Source organism: Streptomyces sp. TRM70350 (assembly GCF_019219825.1).
Classification (GTDB): domain Bacteria; phylum Actinomycetota; class Actinomycetes; order Streptomycetales; family Streptomycetaceae; genus Streptomyces.
Genome location: NZ_JAHUXH010000003.1, coordinates 46,760 through 64,692 on the forward strand (window position 1 = coordinate 46,760; position 17,933 = coordinate 64,692).

Consider the following 17,933-nt stretch of genomic DNA (forward strand, 5'->3'; position numbering starts at 1 on the left):
GATGCCCGTGTCCCCGAAGTTGCCTCCCTTCGATCCATCGGATCCGCTGGGGATCGACGACCTGCTGGAGCCCGAGGACCTGGCCGTCCGGGACACCGTGCGCAGCTGGGCGGCGGACCGCGTGCTGCCGTTCGTCGCCGAGTGGTACGAGGCGGGGGAGCTGCCCGGGATCCGGGAGCTGGCCAAGGAACTCGGGGGCATCGGGGCGCTCGGGATGTCGCTCAGCGGGTACGGGTGCGCGGGGGCCAGTGCCGTGCAGTACGGGCTCGCCTGTCTGGAGCTGGAGGCCGCCGACTCCGGGATCCGGTCGCTGGTGTCCGTGCAGGGGTCGCTGGCCATGTACGCCATCCACCGGTTCGGCTCCGAGGAGCAGAGGCAGCGGTGGCTGCCTGCCATGGCCGCCGGGGACGTCATCGGGTGCTTCGGGCTGACCGAGCCCGACCACGGGTCCGACCCGGCCTCCCTGCGGACGTACGCCGAGCGGGACGGCGGTGACTGGGTGCTCAATGGGCGCAAGATGTGGATCACCAACGGGTCCGTCGCCGGGGTGGCCGTGGTGTGGGCGCGGACCGAGGAGGGGATCCGTGGGTTCGTCGTGCCCACCGACGTCCCCGGGTTCTCGGCGCCCGAGATCAAGCACAAGTGGTCACTGCGGGCGAGTGTCACCAGTGAGCTGGTGCTCGACGACGTGCGGTTGCCCGCCGATGCCGTACTGCCGGAGGTGACCGGGCTGCGCGGACCGCTCAGCTGTCTGTCGCACGCGCGGTACGGGATCGTGTGGGGGTCCATGGGGGCGGCCCGGACCTGTTTCGAGGCCGCCGTCGACTACGCGAAGACGCGGGAGCAGTTCGGGCGGCCCATCGGGGGATTCCAGCTCACCCAGGCCAAGCTCGCCGACATGGCGGTCGAACTGCACAAGGGGATTCTGCTCGCCCATCACCTCGGGCGGCGGATGGACGCCGGGCGGCTGCGGCCGGAGCAGGTCAGCTTCGGCAAGCTCAACAACGTACGAGAGGCCATCGACATCTGCCGTACGGCCCGGACGATCCTCGGTGCCAACGGGATCTCACTGGAGTACCCGGTGATGCGGCACGCGACCAATCTGGAGTCGGTGCTCACCTATGAGGGCACCGTCGAGATGCACCAGCTCGTGCTGGGCAAGGCGCTCACCGGACTCGATGCGTTCCGGTAGCCCGCGTGCGGGGGCGGCTTCCGGTGAGCGGCCCTGCCTCAGCTCTGGTTGAAGAAACCGTCCGCCCGGTGGGCGGCGGGCTCGCCGCTGATGATCTCCGTGTCGGAGGGGGTCAGCAGGAACACCCGGTTGGACACGCGGTCGATCGAACCGCGCAGCCCGAAGATCAGGCCGGCCGCGAAGTCCACCACGCGCTTGGCGTCGGCGGGCTCCATGGCCGTCAGGTTCATGATGACCGGGACACCGTCCCGGAACAGCTCGCCGATCGCACGGGCGTCCCGGAAGCTGTCCGGGCTCACCGTGGCGATCCGGCGCTCCTTCTGCTCGGCCTTGTCCGTGGCCACCTTCACCCGCGGGTCCGTGACCCAGGCGTCGCCGGACTCGGTCCCCTCGGAGTACTCGTCGTCGTAATAACGCTCGTCATCGTTGTCGTCGACGAGGCCGAGCCACGCACTCGCCTTGCGCACCGATCCCATGGACGCCTCCTCTCACAGCGGTCTTCTCTGCTTTCCGCATCCCTATGGTCATCCATGATGCGGACGGCGCGCCAAGTGGATAGACGCCGCGCGGGGGGTTTGTGACGGTACTGGTGCACGGCGGATACGTCGAGAGCCCGGATACCCCAAGGGTGTTGCCCTACACGGCTGCTGACTGTGAGTGAAATATGATTCTTCCTGGCGTACGGGTGAGCGGCGGGGCGTACGGGTGAACCGCGACGGTCGACCCGATGTGAAAATCGGGCGATACGACGAAGCTGTCCACTCAACATCGCACGTATCGCGGGGGATCAACGCGTTCGGAATCTCAGGCCGCGGATGGTGACCGATTACGACGGGCTGCTGGTCTCTGTTCTGACGGAGGCTCAGGCCGGGCGCACCGGGCGCATCGAGCGGGACGGGTGGCGGCGTACGGCCCCGGCCGCGCCCGTTGCGCGGGATGCGGACCGCGTCCGCGTCCGTGTCCGTCGCCCGGGGCGAGGGGCGCGACTGGCGGCCGCCGTCTCGCTCGTGCTCGCCTCGGCGAAGGTGCGCGGCCATGGGGCCGACGGGGGCGGGCTGCTGGCCCGCAGGCCCGTGGCGCTCGCCGCGCGCCGGATCGCCGACCGGTGGGGAGCATCCGGAGGGACGACTTCCGGACATCCCCGCATCCCGGGCGACCGGCGGTGCGGGCGCGTGCTGGTCGTCCCGGTGTGCGAAGGAGTGGGAGTCGACGCCTGAGGTGTCGGTGCAGGAGGACGGGTCGCTGGGGGCGGCGTTCGTGGACGACGGCAGCGGAAACGGTAGTTACCGCTGCCGGGCAAGACGCGCGAGCGCGACCTGTTCTGACGGGGTGTGGGGCGGGATACGGCGTCCATTCCGCATAGTTGGTTCAAAAGTTGACGGCCGAAAGGCGCCCTTGCGCCCGCCCGTCGTGCGGCCGAATACTCCCCCTCAGCGCTTGTCAGGGGCACGGCGGGTTCGGAATCCGGACAACGATGCCACTGACTGCGCCTCACGGGCCCCGACCCCACGCGGGCCCCCGACTTCCCATGTGGAGGAACGAACAAGTGAGGATCAAGCGCACTACCCCCCGCAGCGGTACGAGACGGACCCGGCTGATCGCCGTTTCCACCGGCCTCGTGGCCGCAGCCGCGTTCGCGGTCCCCAGCGCGAACGCGTCCGATGTCACCACGTTCAGCGCCAACGAGCTGAAGAGCGTCGGCAGCTCGGTGCTCAAGGCCGACGTCCCCGGCACCGCCTGGGCCGTCGACAGTAAGACCAACCGTGTGCTGCTCACCGTCGACAGCACGGTCTCCGCGGCCGAGATCGCGAAGATCAAGAAGGCGGCCGGTGCCAACGCCGACGCCCTGACGATCAAGCGCACCCCCGGCAAGTTCACCAAGCTGATCCAGGGCGGCGACGCCATCTATGCGAGTAGCTGGCGCTGCTCCCTCGGCTTCAACGTCCGCAACAGCAGCGGAACGTCGTACTTCCTGACCGCCGGTCACTGCACCGACGGCGCGGGCACCTGGTACGCGAACTCGGGCCGTACCACGGTCCTCGGCCCCACCGCCGGTTCGAGCTTCCCGGGCAACGACTACGGGATCGTCCGGTACACCAACACGTCCATCTCCAAGCCCGGCACCGCGGGCGGCGTGGACATCACCCGTGCGGCCACCCCGAGCGTGGGCACCAGTGTCATTCGTGACGGCTCCACCACCGGCACCCACACCGGCCGTGTCACCGCCCTCAACGCCACCGTGAACTACGGCGGCGGGGACGTCGTCCACGGCATGATCCAGACCAACGTCTGCGCCGAGCCCGGCGACTCCGGCGGCCCGTTGTACGGCAGCAACGGCGTCGCGTACGGTCTCACCTCCGGCGGCAGCGGCAACTGCACCTTCGGTGGCACGACGTTCTTCCAGCCCGTCACCGAGGCGCTGAGCGCGTATGGCGTGAGCGTGTACTGAGCGCCGTGCTGACAGAGGCTGTGGGCGGCCGCGGGTTGTCCGTGGCTGATCGCGCAGTCGCCCGCGCCCCTTGAGGGCGTGGGTGCAGTCGGCAACCGGATGAGCCCTCGCGTGCACCTGGCATGCGGGGGCTCGTCCTTGTGCGGAGCCCGCCCCTTCACCGGCGTGCAGTCCCGCCGCTCACCTGCTGCTGGGGCGTGTTTGTGCAGGTGGGGCGTGTTTGTGCAGGTGGGGCGTGCCGGAGTGGATGTCGTACAGACGTTCGGAAATTGGTCTATGGTGGGGGTGGGAGAGTTGGGAACTGATGTTCGAGAGCCTGTTCGGGCTTGCGAGTGCGGGAGGTGCGTGTGCCGGGTTTCACGCATCTGCACACCGTCTCCGGGTTCTCGCTGCGCTACGGCGCCTCGCACCCGGAGCGGCTGGCCGAGCGCGCCTCCGAGCGGGGCATGGACGCCCTCGCGCTCACCGACCGGGACACGCTCGCCGGTACCGTCCGCTTCGCCAAGGCCTGCGCGAAGGCGGGCGTCCGTCCGCTGTTCGGGGCGGAGCTGGCGGTGGCGGAGCCCGAGCCCGACCGCGTACGGCAGGACCGGCGACGGCGCACCCCCGTGCGCGGCGGTGCCTTCATCGACGAGTCGACACCGCGCGTGACCTTCCTCGCCCGGGACGGCGCGGCAGGCTGGGCCGACCTGTGCAGAATCGTCACGGCGGCGCATGAGGGCGAGGGCACGCCCCTGCTGCCCTGGTCCGCCAACCACGCCGACGGCCTCACCGTCCTGCTCGGCCCCGACTCCGACGTCGGCCGCGCCCTCGCCGCGGGCCGCCCGGACCGCGCCGCGAAGCTCCTCGCCCCCTGGCGGGAGAGCTACGGCGACGCCCTGCGCCTGGAGGCCGTCTGGCACGGCCGCAAGGGCACCGGCCCCGGCTCCCTGCGCCTGGCCGCCCGTACCGTCGGCTTCGCCGCCGAGCAGCGGGTCCGGCCCGTGCTCAGCAACGCCGTCCGGTACGCCGACCCCGGCATGGGCCCGGTCGCCGACGTGCTGGACGCCGCCCGCCGCCTGGTGCCGATCGACCCGACCAAGGAGCTGGACTCCGGCGAGGCCTGGCTGAAGAACGCGGGCGCCATGCTCGGGGCGGCGGAGCGGGTCGTCGAGGCCGCCGGCTTCCGGCGCGGCACCGCGCACCGGCTGCTGGAGCAGACGCAGGCGACCGCCGCCGAGTGCCTGGTCGACCCCGAGGACGACCTCGGCATCGGCACCGTGCACTTCCCCGAGCCGCACCTCGTCGGCGCGGGCCGGCGCAGCGCACAGCGCGTGCTCGCCTCCCGGGCGGCGGCGGGGATGGTACTGCACGGCTACGCCGGGCGGCGCGCGTACTGGGAGCGGATGCACGACGAGCTGGACATCATCGCCCACCACGGCTTCGCCACCTACTTCCTGACCGTCGCCGAGGTCGTCGACGACGTGAAGAGGATGGGCATCCGGGTCGCCGCCCGCGGCTCCGGCGCGGGCTCCCTCGTCAACCACCTGCTCGGCATCGCGCACGCCGACCCGGTCGAGCACGGGCTGCTGATGGAGCGCTTCCTGTCCAAGCGCCGCATGGTCCTGCCCGACATCGACATCGACGTGGAGTCCGCGCGCCGCCTGGAGGTCTACCGCGCGATCATCGACCGGTTCGGCGCCGAGCGGGTCGCGACGGTCGCGATGCCGGAGACGTACCGCGTCCGGCACGCCATCCGTGACGCGGGGGCCGCCCTGTCCCTGGACCCCGCCGACATCGACCGCATCGCCAAGTCCTTCCCGCACATCCGCGCGCGCGACGCCCGCGCCGCCCTCGACGAGCTGCCCGAGCTCAGGCAGCTGGCGGGAGAGAGGGAGCGCTACGGGAAGCTGTGGGAGCTGGTCGAGGCCCTGGACGCCCTCCCACGCGGCGTCGCCATGCACCCGTGCGGGGTGCTCCTGTCCGACGCCTCCCTCCTCTCCCGTACGCCGGTCATGCCGACCAGTGGCGAGGGGTTTCCCATGTCGCAGTTCGACAAGGACGACGTCGAGGACCTCGGGCTGCTCAAGCTGGACGTGCTCGGGGTGCGGATGCAGTCGGCGATGGCGCACGCGGTCGCCGAGGTGGAGCGGGCGACGGGGGAGCGGATCGACCTGGACGCGCTGCGGGACGGCGATCCGGCGACGTACCACCTCATCCGCTCCACCGAGACGCTGGGCTGCTTCCAGATCGAGTCGCCGGGGCAGCGGGACCTGGTCGGGCGGCTGCAGCCGGCCACCTTCCACGATCTGGTCGTCGACATCTCGCTCTTCCGGCCCGGGCCGGTCGCCGCCGACATGGTGCGGCCGTTCATCGCGGCCCGGCACGGGCGGGCCCCGATCCGCTATCCGCACCCCGACCTGGAGGGGCCGCTGAGGGAGACGTACGGGGTCGTCGTCTTCCACGAGCAGATCATCCACATCGTCGACATCATGACCGGCTGCGGGCGCGACGAGGCGGACCGGGTGCGGCGCGGGCTGTCCGATCCGGAGTCGCAGGGGCGGATCAAGGTGTGGTTCGCGCAGCACGCGGCGGCGCGCGGATACGACGCGGAAACGATTCAGCGGACCTGGGAGATCGTCGAGGCGTTCGGTTCGTACGGCTTCTGCAAGGCGCACGCGGTCGCCTTCGCCGTACCGACGTACCAGTCGGCGTGGCTGAAGGCGCATCACCCCGCCGCCTTCTATGCCGGGTTGCTCACGCACGACCCCGGGATGTATCCGAAGCGGTTGCTGCTGGCGGACGCGCGGCGGCGGGGGGTGCCGATCCTGCCGTTGGACGTGAACAAGTCGGGGGTCGCACACAGGATCGAACTGGTGTCTGAATCGGGGGTGTGGGGACTCCGGTTGGCTCTCTCCGACGTGCACGGGATCAGCGAGGCCGAGGCGGCGCGGATCGCGGACGGGCAGCCGTACGCCTCGCTGGTGGACTTCTGGGAGCGGGCGCGGCCCAGTCGCCCGCTGGCGCAGCGGCTGGCCCAGGTCGGTGCCCTGGACTCCTTCGGCGCCAACCGCCGCGATCTGCAACTGCACCTGACCGAGCTGCACCGGGGTGCGCGCAGTGGCGGCGGGGGCCAACTCCCGCTGTCCGGAGGGCGGAAGACCGCCCCGGCCGGACTGCCCGACCTGTCCCCGGCGGAGCGGCTCAGCGCCGAGCTGGGCGTGCTGTCCATGGACGCCTCGCGCAATCTGATGGACGATCACCGCAGGTTCCTCGACGAGCTGGGCGTGGTGCCGGCGCGACGGCTGCGCGATGCCCGGCACGGCGAGACGGTGCTGGTCGCCGGTGCCAAGGCGGCCACCCAGACGCCGCCGATCCGGTCCGGCAAGCGGGTCATCTTCACCACGCTGGACGACGGTACGGGCCTGGTCGACCTCGCCTTCTTCGACGACTCGCACGACGCCTGCGCGCACACCGTCTTCCACTCCTGGCTGCTGCTGGTGCGCGGGGTGGTGCAGCGGCGCGGGCCGCGCAGCCTCAGCGTGGTGGGGTCCGCCGCCTGGAACCTCGCCGAGCTGGTCGAGCTGCGTGCGGAGGGCGGGCTCGACGTGGTGGCGGCGCGGCTGGCGGAGCGGGCGCCGGGGGCGGAGCGAGCGGAGCGGGGGCGGCCGGAGTCGGTGCCGGGGCGGCCGGAGACTGTGCCGGAGGGGCCGGAGCCGGTGCCGGAGGGTGCGGACGGCTCGGGTGGTTCCGGGGGCGATCCGACGCACGGGCGGCGGATCCGTATGCCCACCGGATACGAGATGCATCCATGGGCCGATCTGCGCCCGGCGGGCGAAGAGGCCGCACAAGGGCCTTCGAAGGCAAGGAAGTTGTGGCACCAGAGTCCGGGGAGTGCGGGATGACCATCCTCTGCGTACGTTTCCAGCTGCCGCCGACGCACGAGGCGGCCCTGCCCCGGCTGCTGGGGTTGCTGGAGGACTTCACGCCGGTCGTCGAGGCGTTGCCGCCGGACGGGGCGCTGGCCGATCTGCGGGGCGCCGAGCGGTACTTCGGGCGCAGCGCCGTGGAGCTGGCGTCGGTGATCCGGGTGCGGGCGCTCGCCCACCACGGGGTCGACTGCGCGATCGGCGCCGGGCCCGGCCCGATGCTGGCCCGTGTGGCGCTGCGGTACGCCGAACCCGGGGTGACCTGTGTGGTGCCCGAGGAGCCGGACGCCATCGCGGAGTTCCTCGCCGACAAGCCCGTCGCCGTGCTGCCCGGCGTCGGGGCCACGACCGCCCGCACGCTGTGCGAGTACGGCCTCGACACCCTCGGCCGGGTCGCCGCCGCGCCGCTGTCCACGCTCCAGCGGCTGATCGGCGCGAAGGCGGGCCGCGAGCTGCACGAGAAGGCGAACGGCGTCGACCGCGGGCGGGTGGTCCCCAACGCCGTGTCGCGTTCGCTAGCGGCCGAACGACCCTTCCCGCGCGACGAACTGGACCCCGAGCGGCACCGCCGCGCGCTGCTCTCGGCCGCCGAGGAACTGGGCACCCGGCTGCGCGCCGTGGAGAAGGTCTGCGGCACCCTGACCCTCACCGTCCGCTACGCCGACCGCTCCTCGACCACCCGCAGCCGCACCCTGAAGGAACCGACCGCGCACTCGCCGGCGCTGACGCGTGCGGCGTACGGGATGTACGAGGCGCTCGGCCTCCAGCGTGCCCGGGTCCGCGCGATCGCCCTGCGCGCGGAGGGGCTCACGCCCGCCGAGCAGGCCTCCCACCAGCTGACCTTCGACCCCGTGGACGAGAAGGTCCGCCGGATCGAGGAGGTCGCGGACCGCGCGCGGGCGAAGTTCGGGCCGCGGGCGGTGATTCCGGGGTCGTTGGCGGCGTAGGCCCTTCAAGCGTTGTTCAGTTGGCCCATGGGGGTGCGATGCGGGTGCCGTCCATCAGCTCCGCCTCCAGGCCGATGGAGGTGGTGACCCAGGTGACGGCGGGCTGATCGGTCGGGTTCTCGACGGCGAAGAGGGCACCCGGGTTGATGATCACCGTGTCGCCTGCGGTGATCCGGGTGGACTCGTCGTCGAGCGTGACCAGCAGGTCGCCGACGAGCAGGTGGAGGATCTCCTCGCGGGTCACGGTGTGGGCGGGGGCTTTGGTTCCCGCAGGGATCTCGCCGCGCCATGCGCGGAGCCGCTCCGCTTGGGGTTGCGCCGAGTGGACGTGAGGCAATCACCGCGGCTGGGGGAGGACCGGTACTTACCTGCACGTCAACACCAACTGCCAGGCGTATCCGGCCCACTGCCGGTGGCGACTCGCGCGGCTGAGGTTGTCGGGCACCGCCGAACTCGTCCTTCGCGGTACAGCGCCGTTGCGGCGGGGTGATGTGAGCGGGACCGATGACCTCGCCCGGCCCTGCCTCGCCCGGCCCTGCCTCAACCGGTCGAGCCACGCAGTGCGGTCGCCGCCAGTCAGCTCGTCGACAGACCCCTCAGGGGTATGTCGAGCGGCGGCCGCATCCGGGCGACGCGCGGGCGCGGCTTGTCGTGTTGACCGGGCGGGGGTGGGAGTGTGCGCGGGCCGCGGAGGCGGTGCGGGCGTGGGGTGAGCTGCTCGGTGAGGGGGAAGTGCGGGCGCTGGGGCGGCAGTTGCTGCGCATCGCGCCCGAGGGGCCCGTCCGGCCCTCCTGGTGACCGCTCCTGGTTGGTTATCACTGGAAGTTTTTACTGACGCGTAACTTCCCCATTGAACTACTCGTCCGTAACTTGACGAGTGAACAGCATCCTCGTGATCCGGATCACAGGGCGCAAGGCCATCGCATTTCCCTTGAGCCGCAAGGAGATCACCCGATGCTGCCCTGGAAACGAGTGCTCAGACCCGTGATCGCGCTGCTGCTGACCGCCGCGATCGCCACCCTCCCCGCCGCCACCACCGCCCAGGCGGCCACCGCCGCTCCCAGCAGTGGCTGGAACGACTACTCCTGCAAGCCTTCCGCCGCGCATCCCCGCCCCGTCGTCCTGGTCCACGGGACGTTCGGCAACTCCGTCGACAACTGGCTGGGACTCGCCCCGTATCTGATGAAGCGCGGCTACTGCGTCTTCTCCCTCGACTACGGCCAACTGCCCGGCGTCCCGTTCTTCCACGGCCTCGGTCCCATCGAGAAGTCGGCCGAGCAACTGGACGCGTTCGTCGACAAGGTGCTCGCCGCGACCGGCGCCGCCGAGGCCGACCTCGTCGGGCACTCGCAGGGCGGCATGATGCCCCGCTACTACCTCAGGTTCCTCGGCGGGGCGGCGGAGGTGAACGCCCTCGTCGGGATCGCCCCCGACAACCACGGCACGACCCTGTCCGGCCTCACCCACCTGCTGCCGTACTTCCCGGGCGCCGAGGACCTGCTCTCCACCGCCACCCCGGCCCTCGCCGACCAGATCGCCGGATCGGCCTTCCTCACCAAGCTCAACGCGGGCGGCGACACCGTGCCCGGCGTGCGCTACACGGTCATCGCCACCAAGTACGACCAGGTGGTCACGCCGTATCGGAGTCAGTACCTGGAGGGACCGGACGTACGCAACGTGCTGCTCCAGGATCTGTGTCCGGTCGACTTCTCCGAGCATCTGGCGATCGGGCTGTTCGACCGGATCGCCTTCCACGAGGTCGCGAACGCCCTCGATCCGGCGCGGGCCAAGCCGACGACCTGTGCGTCGGTGTTCAGTTGAGCGTCGCCGGGGCCTGACCGGCCTGAGCCGCCGGTCAGGCCCCGGAGCCCTGGGTTCAGCGGCCGTGCCGGCCGCCGCTCGCCGCGCGTCGGCGCACCGACGCGAACAGGGCCGCCGAGCCGAGCGCGAGCGCGGCCGCGCCGCCGACGGCGAGGTACGTGGTGCTGCTGTCGCCGCCGGTCTCGGCGAGGTTCTCGGAGGTCCCGGCGGCCGCGGCCTTCGGCTGGTTGGCGGTGGGGGCGTCCGGGGCGGCGGACGTGCCGGGGTCGTTGTCGCCGTGGCCGTGGTTCTCGATGGTGGAGTGCTCGGCGGCCGCCTCGATCTGCTCGTCGGTGGGGGCGGAGGCGGTGGGGGCGGTGGGGGCGGAAACGGGTGCCGCGGAGCCGTCGTTGCCGCCGTCACCGGCATTGCCGCTTCCGCCGCTGTCGCTGCCGCCGAAGGTGACGTCCGAGCAGGAGTAGAAGGCCTCCGGGCTGTCCGAACGCTGCCAGATCGCGTACAGGACGTGCTTGCCGGAGCGCTCCGGCAGGGTGCCGGAGAAGGTGTAGAAACCGCCCGACGCGGCCGGGTCGGTGGCCGTCGCCACCGGGTTCGCCAGGTCCAGGTCGCCCCAGCCGAGCGGCTGGGCCGGGTCGTAACCGGGCTTGGTGAGATAGACCGTGAAGGTGCCCCTGTGCGGGGCGGTCACGCGGTACTTGAAGGTGTACGACCCACTGCTCACGGACGTCGCGGGCCAGTCGGCGCGGGCCAGGTCGAGGCCCTTGAACGCCTCGTTGTTCGCGCTGCACAGCTTGCCGTCCGGGATGAGCGTCCGGTGCTGCCCGGCCGCGTTGCCGATGCGGACGCCGTTCCAGTCGTACAGCGCCTGGGTGCCGCCCGCCGCGACCGCCGCCTCGCACGCGTCCGACCCGGGGCTCTCCGGGCCCTCCGCGTAGCACTGGGCGACCCGGCTGACCGGGTCGCCCATCGAGCCGTGCGCGGACGCGGGCGCGGTGGACAGCGCGGTCAGGGCGAGCGGGGCGATGCCGACGGCGGCGACGGCGGCGGCCTTGCGGCGTGCGGGCATGGGGGAACTCCTCGTAGCGGTCACTTGGGTGGATCCCGGGGGTGATCCCGTGGGGGCGTTCGAAGCTAGCCCCAAGAAACCGCGAAATCGCCTGCTGAAGGCGGTCGAGGGAGATCCTTATGGTCCCTTTAAGGGAGCGCTCAGACTGCGCTGAGGTAGGTGCCTTTCGCGTGAACCGGATCAGTGAGCCGGCCACCAGGTGCGGGCGATGTCCTTGCGCACCTCGGGCCGGCGTTCGTAGGTGGGCTCGTCGGTCTCCTCGCGGAGTCGGCGGGCTTCCGTCTTCCGCGGGGGCTTGTGCACTGTGACTCGGCGCATGGCTGCCTCCTTCAGTGCCTACCGGGTTCCGTGTTCTCACGGAGGTAGACCATTTCGGCGAGAGTTCCTCATCGCTGCCGGTATGTCTGTGGCGGCCGTCACGATTCGACTGTCAGTGGCGGGTGTCACCCTGAGGGGCATGACAGCTGACGAAGCCACGATGACCTCGGCGAACGACCTGGACTGGGACGCACTCGCCGCCACTTTCGACGACGAGCCGGATCACGGGCTGCGTGATCCCGAGGTCCGGGACGCCTGGGCGCGGCGGCTGCGCTCCTGGCTGCCCGGCACCGCCTGCGACGTCCTCGACCTCGGCTGCGGCACGGGCAGCCTGTCGCTCCTCGCGGCCGAGCAGGGACACCGCGTCACCGGCGTCGACCTGTCCCCGGCCATGGTGGAGCTGGCCCGCGCGAAGCCCGCCGGGCGTGACGCCGTGTTCCTGGTCGGTGACGCGGCGGCACCGCCGGTGGGGGAGCGGCGGTTCGACGTCGTCCTCGTACGGCACGTGCTGTGGGCGCTGCCGGATCCCGGCCGGGCGTTGCGTCACTGGTGGGCGCTGCTGCGGCCGGGAGGGCGGCTGGTGCTGGTCGAGGGCGTGTGGGGGACGGTCGCGCCGGTGGGGATGGCGGCGGAGCGCGTGCGGGAGCTGCTCGCGCCCGTCGCCGGGGCGGTGCGGGTGGAGCGGTTGTCGCAGGACCCGGCGCTGTGGGGGAGAGTCGTGGACGACGAGCGGTACGCGGTCGTCGCCCAGGGGTGACGTCAGCTGCCGAGCAGGGCTTCGAAGCCGTCGCCGCGGGCCAAGGTCTCCAGTTCGTCCAGAGCCGCCAGTGCCGCGCTGGCCGCCTCCGGGTCCGTTTCGGAGAGGCCGCTCTCCGCGAACTCGTCCTCGTCCAGGCGGCGTACGTCCGTGCCGTCGGCGGAGCGCCACAGGTCCAGGTCGAGGTCCTCGACGACCAGCTCGGTGCCGGAGAAGGTCGCCGGGCGGGCGATGTCGCAGTACCAGCCCTTGAGGACGCCGGACGGGTCGCGGACCTCCATCACCGCGTACCAGCGGTCCCGCCAGTAGTACTCGGTGAAGATGTCCCCGGGCTCGAAGCGCACGAAGCCGAAGTCGCGCACGGCGGTGCCCGCGAAGGGGGCGCGGACCACGATCCGGGTGCCGTCGTCCCGGAGCAGCTCGGCCGGGTAACGGATCTTCGTCCGGCCGGCCTTGACCAGGACGACGTCCACCATGGTGGGCGGCTCAGCCGAGTCGGCGGGCATAGCGCACCTCCGTCGCGCAGATCTCGTACCCGAACCACTTGTTGATCGCGAGCATCGGGCCATTGCCCGCGTCGTTGCCCGTGAACGCCTCCGTGTACCCGGCGGCGCGGGCGCGGCGCAGGGAGGCGTTCTTGGCGAGCTTGGCCAGGCCCCGGCCGCGGTAGGCGCGGGCGGTGCCCGTCATGGCGGAGGCGTACCGGGTGGCGCCGTCCGTGTACGCCGCGCTGAAGGCGGCGGGCCGGTCGTCGACGAGCACCACGGAGGTCAGTTCGAGGTCGAGGTGCGGGTGCGTCCAGGTTTCCGCGAACCAGGTCTCGTAGTCCGTGAACTCGGCCGCGATGTCGCCCGGTTCGTCCGCTGTCGTCTCCGCGTCCAGGAGGAACATCGGGCGCGGGTCGTCCGCGTAGTCGGCGGCCGTGCGCAGTTCGACGCCGGGGGGTGGGGTCTGCAGAGGCGGCAGGGTGCTGTTCGCGAGGTCCAGGCGGAGGAAGTGTGAGGAGCGGCTGGGGCGGTAGCCGTGGTGTTCGGCGAAGGCGCGGTTGGCGGGCTCGTCCAGGACCCAGGTGAAGAGTTTCGTCGCCCCCTGCGCGGCCAGGTGCTCCTCGGCGATCCGGACCAGCAGGGATCCGGCGCCGTGGCGGGTGTGCTGCGGGTGCACATAGACGTTGAGGTAGCCCTGGCCCGGTTCCGGGCTGTCGTGGGCGACGCCGACCTGGGCCGTGCCGATGATCTCGCCGTCCAGCTCGGCCACGAGGGGGCGGTAGTGGGCGTCGGGGTGGGCGTGGGCGAGGGCGTGGGCGACGGAGTCCGGGGTGGACACCATGTAGGGCAGGGCGAGGTGCCGTACCCGGGCGAAGGCCTCGACGTCGGCTCCGGCCTCGGGGCGCACGTCACGCACGATCACGGTCATGGGGTCGGACGTTACGCGGGCAGGCGCCGGGATGCCTCTCATTTTGCGGCCGGTACGGGAGAATCGGGCGCGTGACCTTGAAGATCGACATCGATGAGGGTGTGGCGGCGCCGCCGTTCGAGCAGGTGCGGGCGCAGATTTCCGCGCAGGCGCGGTCGGGGGCGCTGCCGGTGGGGTATCGGCTGCCGACGGTTCGGGGGCTGGCCGAGTCGCTGGGGCTGGCCGCGAACACGGTGGCGAAGGCGTACCGCGCGCTGGAGACGGACGGCGTGATCGAGACGCGGGGACGCCACGGGACGTTCGTCGCCGCGGCCGGGCCGGCGGCGCAGCGGGAGGCGGCGCAGGCGGCGCAGGCTTACGCCGAGAGGGCGCGCAGGCTCGGGCTCGGTGAGGAGGTGGCGCTGGATGCCGTGCGGGACGCCCTGCGGGCGGCGTATGGGAGGTAGGGGTTTGTCGGCGCCAGGGCCGGCGGGGGTTCGGCACCTTCCCCAGACGCGCCGTCGTGGCGGAGCGCCGTTGCGGCGGAGAGGAACCGCGACGTCGGCCTCAGCGCCGGGCGGCAAGCTCCCTCGGCGTCCGCGTGACCCTCTGCCCCGTTCGCCTCGCCAGGTCCGCGAACGTCACCGCGTCCCCCACCGCCGCCCCACCCGGGTCGTTGTTGAAGTACACGTACACGTCGTGGTCGCGGGGGAAGACAGCCGTGATGCGGTGGACCCACGTCTGCAGCGACTGGCGGCCGTAGTGCGGCCACGGCCGGGCGCGGCCCTGGTGGAAGCGGACGTAACCCCAGTCGGTCGTGCGCCACAGCGGCGTCACCGGGCGGGCCAGCACGTCGGCCCAGCACAGGGCCGCTCCCCGCGAGCGCAGGACCTGCTCCACCTCCGGCGTCCACCAGGAGTCGTGGCGTGGTTCCACCGCGATCCTCGTGCCGACGGGGAAACAGGCGAGGCAGGCGTCCAGCAGCCCGGGATCCGCGCGCAGCGTCGGCGGGAGCTGGAGGAGCACCGGGCCGAGACGGTCGGCGAGGCCCGACGCGTGGGTCATCAGGCGGTGCACCGGTTCCTCGGGGTCCTTCAGGCGCTTGATGTGCGTCAGGTACCGGCTGGCCTTGACCGCCACCACGAAGTCCGACGGCACCCGCTCCCGCCACGCCTCGAAGGTGTCCCGCGTCGGCAGCCGGTAGAACGCGTTGTTGATCTCGACCGTGGCGAACCGCTCGGCGTACTGCTCCAGCCACAGCCGGGTGGGGCAGCCGTCCGTGTACAGCAGCCCCCGCCAGTCCTTGTACTGCCACCCCGACGTGCCGACGAACAGGGTCATACGTCCATGAAAGCACCGGCCGAAACCACAGGGCCCCCTACAGGTACAGCCCCGCCTCCGACCCGCCCCGCGGCTCCGGCAGTGCCGTCGGAGACGTGCCCCGGCGCAGTGCGTACAGCTCCGCCAGCGTCGCCCCGTCCCGCCCGACGCCCTCCTCGGCGCCCAGCCAGTTGACCGCCTCCCGCCGGGTCAGCGGCCCCACCTCGATGCGGGCCAGGCAGCGGCCCGGGCGGACGACGGCGGGGTGGAGGCGTTCGAGGTCCTCGTTGGTCGTGACGCCGACCAGCACGTTGCGCCCCTGGCCCAGCAGCCCGTCCGTCAGGTTCAGCAACCGTGACAGCGCCTGCCCCGCCGTGTGCTTGGCCTCGCCGCGGATCAGCTCGTCGCAGTCCTCCAGCAACAGCAGCCGCCAGCGGCCCTTGCCGGTCGTGTCGTCCTCGCCGATCGCGATGTCCATGAGATAGCCGACGTCACTGAACAGCCGCTCCGGGTCCAGGACGCAGTCCACCTGGCACCAGTCCCGCCAGGAGCGGGCCAGCGAGCGCAGCGCCGACGTCTTGCCCGTGCCCGGCGGGCCGTGCAGCAGGAGCAGGCGGCCCGCGATGTCCTCCGGGGTCGTCTTCATCAGGCGGTCCATCGCGTCCGCGACCGGCGCTGTGTAGTTGGCCCGCACCTCGTCCCACGTACCCGCCGAGATCTGCCGCGTCGTACGGTGCGGGCCGCGCCTGGGGGAGACGTACCAGAAGCCCATCGTCACGTTCTCCGGCTGCGGCTCGGGCTCGTCCGCCGCGCCGTCCGTCGCCTGGTCGAGGACCTTCTTCGCCAGGTCGGCGCTGGTCGCGGTCACCGTGACGTCCGCGCCCCGGTTCCAGCGGGAGACCAGCAGCGTCCAGCCGTCGCCCTCCGCGAGCGTGGCGCTGCGGTCGTCGTCGCGGGCCACCCGCAGCACCCGGGCCTCGGGCGGCAGCAGCGTCGCCCCGGAGCGGACGCGGTCGATGTTCGCCGCGTGCGAGTACGGCTGCTCGCCCGTCGCGAAGCGGCCGAGGAACAGCGCGTCCACGACGTCGGACGGCGAGTCGCTGTCGTCGACGTGGAGCCGGATCGGCAGAGCGTCGTGTGGGTTCGCAGACATGCCGCCATGATCGGGCACACGGGCGCCGCGTGCACCCGGTTTCCGAGGTGCGCGCGGAGTGTCGGCTGCACACCTCTGCTCCCGCTGTGCCCCCTTACATCCTCCTTCCGGGCCGTACATGTACGACATCTGCCCCAACGCCCGTCCCCCCATTACTGTTGCCTCGATGGGACGTCATGGGTGGAGTACGGGGGCACGGCGGTGGCGGCTCACCGCGCTGCTCGGGGTGGCGGCGGCCCTCGTGGCCCTGGTGGTGACCCTGGTCAGCACACTTCCCGGCGACGGCACGAGCACCGCCGGTACCTCGCCGGACGGCGACAAGGTGCACGGCACGCCCGCAGTCCCGCCCGGGGAGCCGCGACCGGACGTCGGCTGGGGGTTCACCCACACCCAGTTCAGCGCCGACGAGGGCCCCGCCGCGGCCGTCGGGCGGGTCAGGGCGAGCCTCAGGCAGTCGGCGCTGCCGCAGAACCAGCACATCATGGGCTGGGGCGCCGACAACCCCGAGCCGGTGAAGGGCCGTTACGACTTCGCCGCCCTCGACCGCCGCGTCGACTTCGTCCGCGCCTCCGGCGGCACCCCGGTCATCACCCTGTGCTGCGCCCCGGACTGGATGAAGGGCGGCGAGGCAGGCGCCGAGAACACCGACTGGAGCCAGGCCGCCCTGGAGACCGCCCCGCGGCCCGAGCACTACGCCGACTTCGCCGCCCTCGCCGCGACCGTCGCCAAGCGCTATCCCGACGTACGCCACTTCATCGTCTGGAACGAGTTCAAGGGGTTCTGGAACGACGCCGAACAGCGCTGGGACCACGAGGGCTACACGAAGCTGTACAACCTCGTCCACCAGGCGCTGAAGAAGGTGAACCAGGACATCATGGTCGGCGGGCCCTATCTGGTGATGGACAGCGTCGACCCGCGTCGGACGGACATCGCCTCCACCTCGCTCAAGGGCCCCTGGGGCGCCCTGGACCAGCGGGTTCTCGACGCCTTCTCCTACTGGAACGAGCACAAGGCGGGCGCCGACTTCGTCGTCGTGGACGGCTCCAGCTACACCAAGGACGACGAGCTGCTGCCGGACGAGTTCGCCGCCACCGACAAGTTCACGGCCGTCGGCGAGTGGGTGCGGCGGCAGACCGGCGAGGATCTGCCGCTGTGGTGGGCCGAGTACTACGTCGAGCCCGCCGACGGCAACGACGACCGGCACGGCTGGTCCGAGCCGCACCGCCGCGCCGTCCAGGCCGCCGCCATGATCGCCATGGTCGGGGGCGGCGCCTCCTCCGGCTTCTACTGGAACCCGCAGGAGGAGACCGGCCCCGACTGCCCCGGCTGCCTCTGGACGCCGACCGACAGCGAGGGCGGGGGCGCGAAGCTGCCCATGTACGACCTGGTGGCCCGCTTCCACGCCGAGTTCCCGCCGGGGACGACGTACCGGACCGTCGCCGCCCCGGCGGACGTACGCGTCCTCGCCACCGACCGGACGCTCCTGGTCGTCAACACCCGCGACCGGACGGTCAGCGCGAACGTCGACGGCAAGCGGTTGGACCTGGGGGCGTACGACGTGAAGTGGCTCAAGCGGTAAGGCGCTCCTTCAAGGCCTTCCTTCAAGG

16 protein-coding genes and 2 pseudogenes are annotated in these 17,933 nt (G+C 71.8%); 10 read left to right on the plus strand and 8 right to left on the minus strand.

The window, feature by feature from the left end:
* Position 1: 1 nt before the first annotated feature.
* Complete coding sequence (locus tag KWI83_RS06195; protein WP_218513270.1) at positions 2–1,192, plus strand: acyl-CoA dehydrogenase family protein; 1,191 nt, start codon at positions 2–4, stop codon at positions 1,190–1,192.
* Between the two features lie 38 nt (positions 1,193–1,230).
* Here KWI83_RS06195 and KWI83_RS06200 read toward each other — a convergent pair whose 3' ends face one another.
* Positions 1,231–1,668, minus strand: a complete 438-nt coding sequence (locus KWI83_RS06200; RefSeq protein ID WP_218513271.1) for a cell division protein SepF — start codon at positions 1,666–1,668, stop codon at positions 1,231–1,233.
* A 339-nt stretch (positions 1,669–2,007) separates the two neighbouring features.
* Here KWI83_RS06200 and KWI83_RS06205 point away from each other — a divergent pair.
* The 4 genes and pseudogenes from KWI83_RS06205 to KWI83_RS06220 form a co-directional block, all read left to right on the plus strand.
* Positions 2,008–2,322: pseudogene (locus KWI83_RS06205) on the plus strand (hypothetical protein); the annotation flags it as partial.
* A gap of 416 nt (positions 2,323–2,738) precedes the next feature.
* On the plus strand, positions 2,739–3,641 hold the full coding sequence (locus tag KWI83_RS06210) for a S1 family peptidase (RefSeq protein WP_218513273.1): 903 nt from the start codon (positions 2,739–2,741) through the stop codon (positions 3,639–3,641).
* Positions 3,642–3,988: 347 nt separating this feature from the next.
* Positions 3,989–7,525: a DNA polymerase III subunit alpha gene (locus tag KWI83_RS06215; RefSeq protein ID WP_218513274.1), complete on the plus strand. Its 3,537-nt coding sequence runs from the start codon at positions 3,989–3,991 to the stop codon at positions 7,523–7,525.
* Positions 7,522–8,496, plus strand: a complete 975-nt coding sequence (locus tag KWI83_RS06220; RefSeq protein ID WP_218513275.1) for a hypothetical protein — start codon at positions 7,522–7,524, stop codon at positions 8,494–8,496. Before KWI83_RS06215 ends, KWI83_RS06220 begins: the two co-directional genes overlap by 4 nt.
* Before the next feature lie 16 nt (positions 8,497–8,512).
* On the opposite strand, the gene KWI83_RS06225 is transcribed toward KWI83_RS06220, so the two are convergent.
* Positions 8,513–8,833, minus strand: a complete 321-nt coding sequence (locus KWI83_RS06225; protein ID WP_218513276.1) for a cupin domain-containing protein — start codon at positions 8,831–8,833, stop codon at positions 8,513–8,515.
* Between the two features lie 260 nt (positions 8,834–9,093).
* Here KWI83_RS06225 and KWI83_RS06230 point away from each other — a divergent pair.
* Positions 9,094–9,294 (plus strand): annotated as a pseudogene (locus tag KWI83_RS06230) (MarR family transcriptional regulator); the annotation flags it as partial.
* A gap of 156 nt (positions 9,295–9,450) precedes the next feature.
* Positions 9,451–10,317: a triacylglycerol lipase gene (locus KWI83_RS06235; RefSeq protein WP_218513277.1), complete on the plus strand. Its 867-nt coding sequence runs from the start codon at positions 9,451–9,453 to the stop codon at positions 10,315–10,317.
* Between the two features lie 55 nt (positions 10,318–10,372).
* On the opposite strand, the gene KWI83_RS06240 is transcribed toward KWI83_RS06235, so the two are convergent.
* Positions 10,373–11,383, minus strand: a complete 1,011-nt coding sequence (locus tag KWI83_RS06240; RefSeq protein WP_218513278.1) for a lytic polysaccharide monooxygenase — start codon at positions 11,381–11,383, stop codon at positions 10,373–10,375.
* Positions 11,384–11,563: 180 nt separating this feature from the next.
* On the minus strand, positions 11,564–11,701 hold the full coding sequence (locus KWI83_RS06245; protein WP_218513279.1) for a hypothetical protein: 138 nt from the start codon (positions 11,699–11,701) through the stop codon (positions 11,564–11,566).
* A 139-nt stretch (positions 11,702–11,840) separates the two neighbouring features.
* Between KWI83_RS06245 and KWI83_RS06250 the strand changes: the two genes are divergently transcribed.
* On the plus strand, positions 11,841–12,458 hold the full coding sequence (locus KWI83_RS06250; protein ID WP_218513280.1) for a bifunctional 2-polyprenyl-6-hydroxyphenol methylase/3-demethylubiquinol 3-O-methyltransferase UbiG: 618 nt from the start codon (positions 11,841–11,843) through the stop codon (positions 12,456–12,458).
* Between the two features lie 2 nt (positions 12,459–12,460).
* On the opposite strand, the gene KWI83_RS06255 is transcribed toward KWI83_RS06250, so the two are convergent.
* Together KWI83_RS06255 and KWI83_RS06260 are read right to left on the minus strand one after the other, a co-directional pair.
* Entirely contained in the window at positions 12,461–12,964 is a 504-nt protein-coding gene (locus KWI83_RS06255) for a DUF402 domain-containing protein (RefSeq protein WP_218513281.1), read from the minus strand.
* Positions 12,945–13,874, minus strand: a complete 930-nt coding sequence (locus KWI83_RS06260; RefSeq protein ID WP_218513282.1) for a GNAT family N-acetyltransferase — start codon at positions 13,872–13,874, stop codon at positions 12,945–12,947. Before KWI83_RS06260 ends, KWI83_RS06255 begins: the two co-directional genes overlap by 20 nt.
* 71 nt (positions 13,875–13,945) lie before the next feature.
* On the opposite strand from KWI83_RS06260, the gene KWI83_RS06265 reads away from it, so the two are divergent.
* Positions 13,946–14,320, plus strand: coding sequence for a GntR family transcriptional regulator (locus tag KWI83_RS06265; protein ID WP_218513283.1), 375 nt, complete (start codon positions 13,946–13,948; stop codon positions 14,318–14,320).
* Positions 14,321–14,420: 100 nt separating this feature from the next.
* Here KWI83_RS06265 and KWI83_RS06270 read toward each other — a convergent pair whose 3' ends face one another.
* Both KWI83_RS06270 and KWI83_RS06275 read right to left on the minus strand, forming a co-directional pair.
* A complete protein-coding gene (locus KWI83_RS06270; RefSeq protein WP_218513284.1) occupies positions 14,421–15,194 on the minus strand; it encodes a DUF72 domain-containing protein in 774 nt (257 codons plus the stop codon).
* A 37-nt stretch (positions 15,195–15,231) separates the two neighbouring features.
* Complete coding sequence (locus KWI83_RS06275; protein WP_218513285.1) at positions 15,232–16,326, minus strand: DUF5925 domain-containing protein; 1,095 nt, start codon at positions 16,324–16,326, stop codon at positions 15,232–15,234.
* Positions 16,327–16,492: 166 nt separating this feature from the next.
* On the opposite strand from KWI83_RS06275, the gene KWI83_RS06280 reads away from it, so the two are divergent.
* The gene (locus KWI83_RS06280) at positions 16,493–17,905 is read left to right on the plus strand and encodes a xylan 1,4-beta-xylosidase (RefSeq protein WP_218513286.1); all 1,413 of its coding nucleotides are present in this window, start codon (positions 16,493–16,495) and stop codon (positions 17,903–17,905) included.
* Positions 17,906–17,933: the final 28 nt, after the last annotated feature.

Coding starts and splice junctions, on each gene's coding strand:
- KWI83_RS06260 (WP_218513282.1), bottom strand. CDS start 13,874: ATGACCGTGATCGTGCGTGACGTGCGCCCCGAGGCCGGAGCCGACGTC.
- KWI83_RS06245 (WP_218513279.1), bottom strand. CDS start 11,701: ATGCGCCGAGTCACAGTGCACAAGCCCCCGCGGAAGACGGAAGCCCGC.
- KWI83_RS06250 (WP_218513280.1), top strand. CDS start 11,841: ATGACAGCTGACGAAGCCACGATGACCTCGGCGAACGACCTGGACTGG.
- KWI83_RS06255 (WP_218513281.1), bottom strand. CDS start 12,964: ATGCCCGCCGACTCGGCTGAGCCGCCCACCATGGTGGACGTCGTCCTG.
- KWI83_RS06270 (WP_218513284.1), bottom strand. CDS start 15,194: ATGACCCTGTTCGTCGGCACGTCGGGGTGGCAGTACAAGGACTGGCGG.
- KWI83_RS06275 (WP_218513285.1), bottom strand. CDS start 16,326: ATGTCTGCGAACCCACACGACGCTCTGCCGATCCGGCTCCACGTCGAC.
- KWI83_RS06240 (WP_218513278.1), bottom strand. CDS start 11,383: ATGCCCGCACGCCGCAAGGCCGCCGCCGTCGCCGCCGTCGGCATCGCC.
- KWI83_RS06280 (WP_218513286.1), top strand. CDS start 16,493: ATGGGACGTCATGGGTGGAGTACGGGGGCACGGCGGTGGCGGCTCACC.
- KWI83_RS06235 (WP_218513277.1), top strand. CDS start 9,451: ATGCTGCCCTGGAAACGAGTGCTCAGACCCGTGATCGCGCTGCTGCTG.
- KWI83_RS06195 (WP_218513270.1), top strand. CDS start 2: ATGCCCGTGTCCCCGAAGTTGCCTCCCTTCGATCCATCGGATCCGCTG.
- KWI83_RS06200 (WP_218513271.1), bottom strand. CDS start 1,668: ATGGGATCGGTGCGCAAGGCGAGTGCGTGGCTCGGCCTCGTCGACGAC.
- KWI83_RS06220 (WP_218513275.1), top strand. CDS start 7,522: ATGACCATCCTCTGCGTACGTTTCCAGCTGCCGCCGACGCACGAGGCG.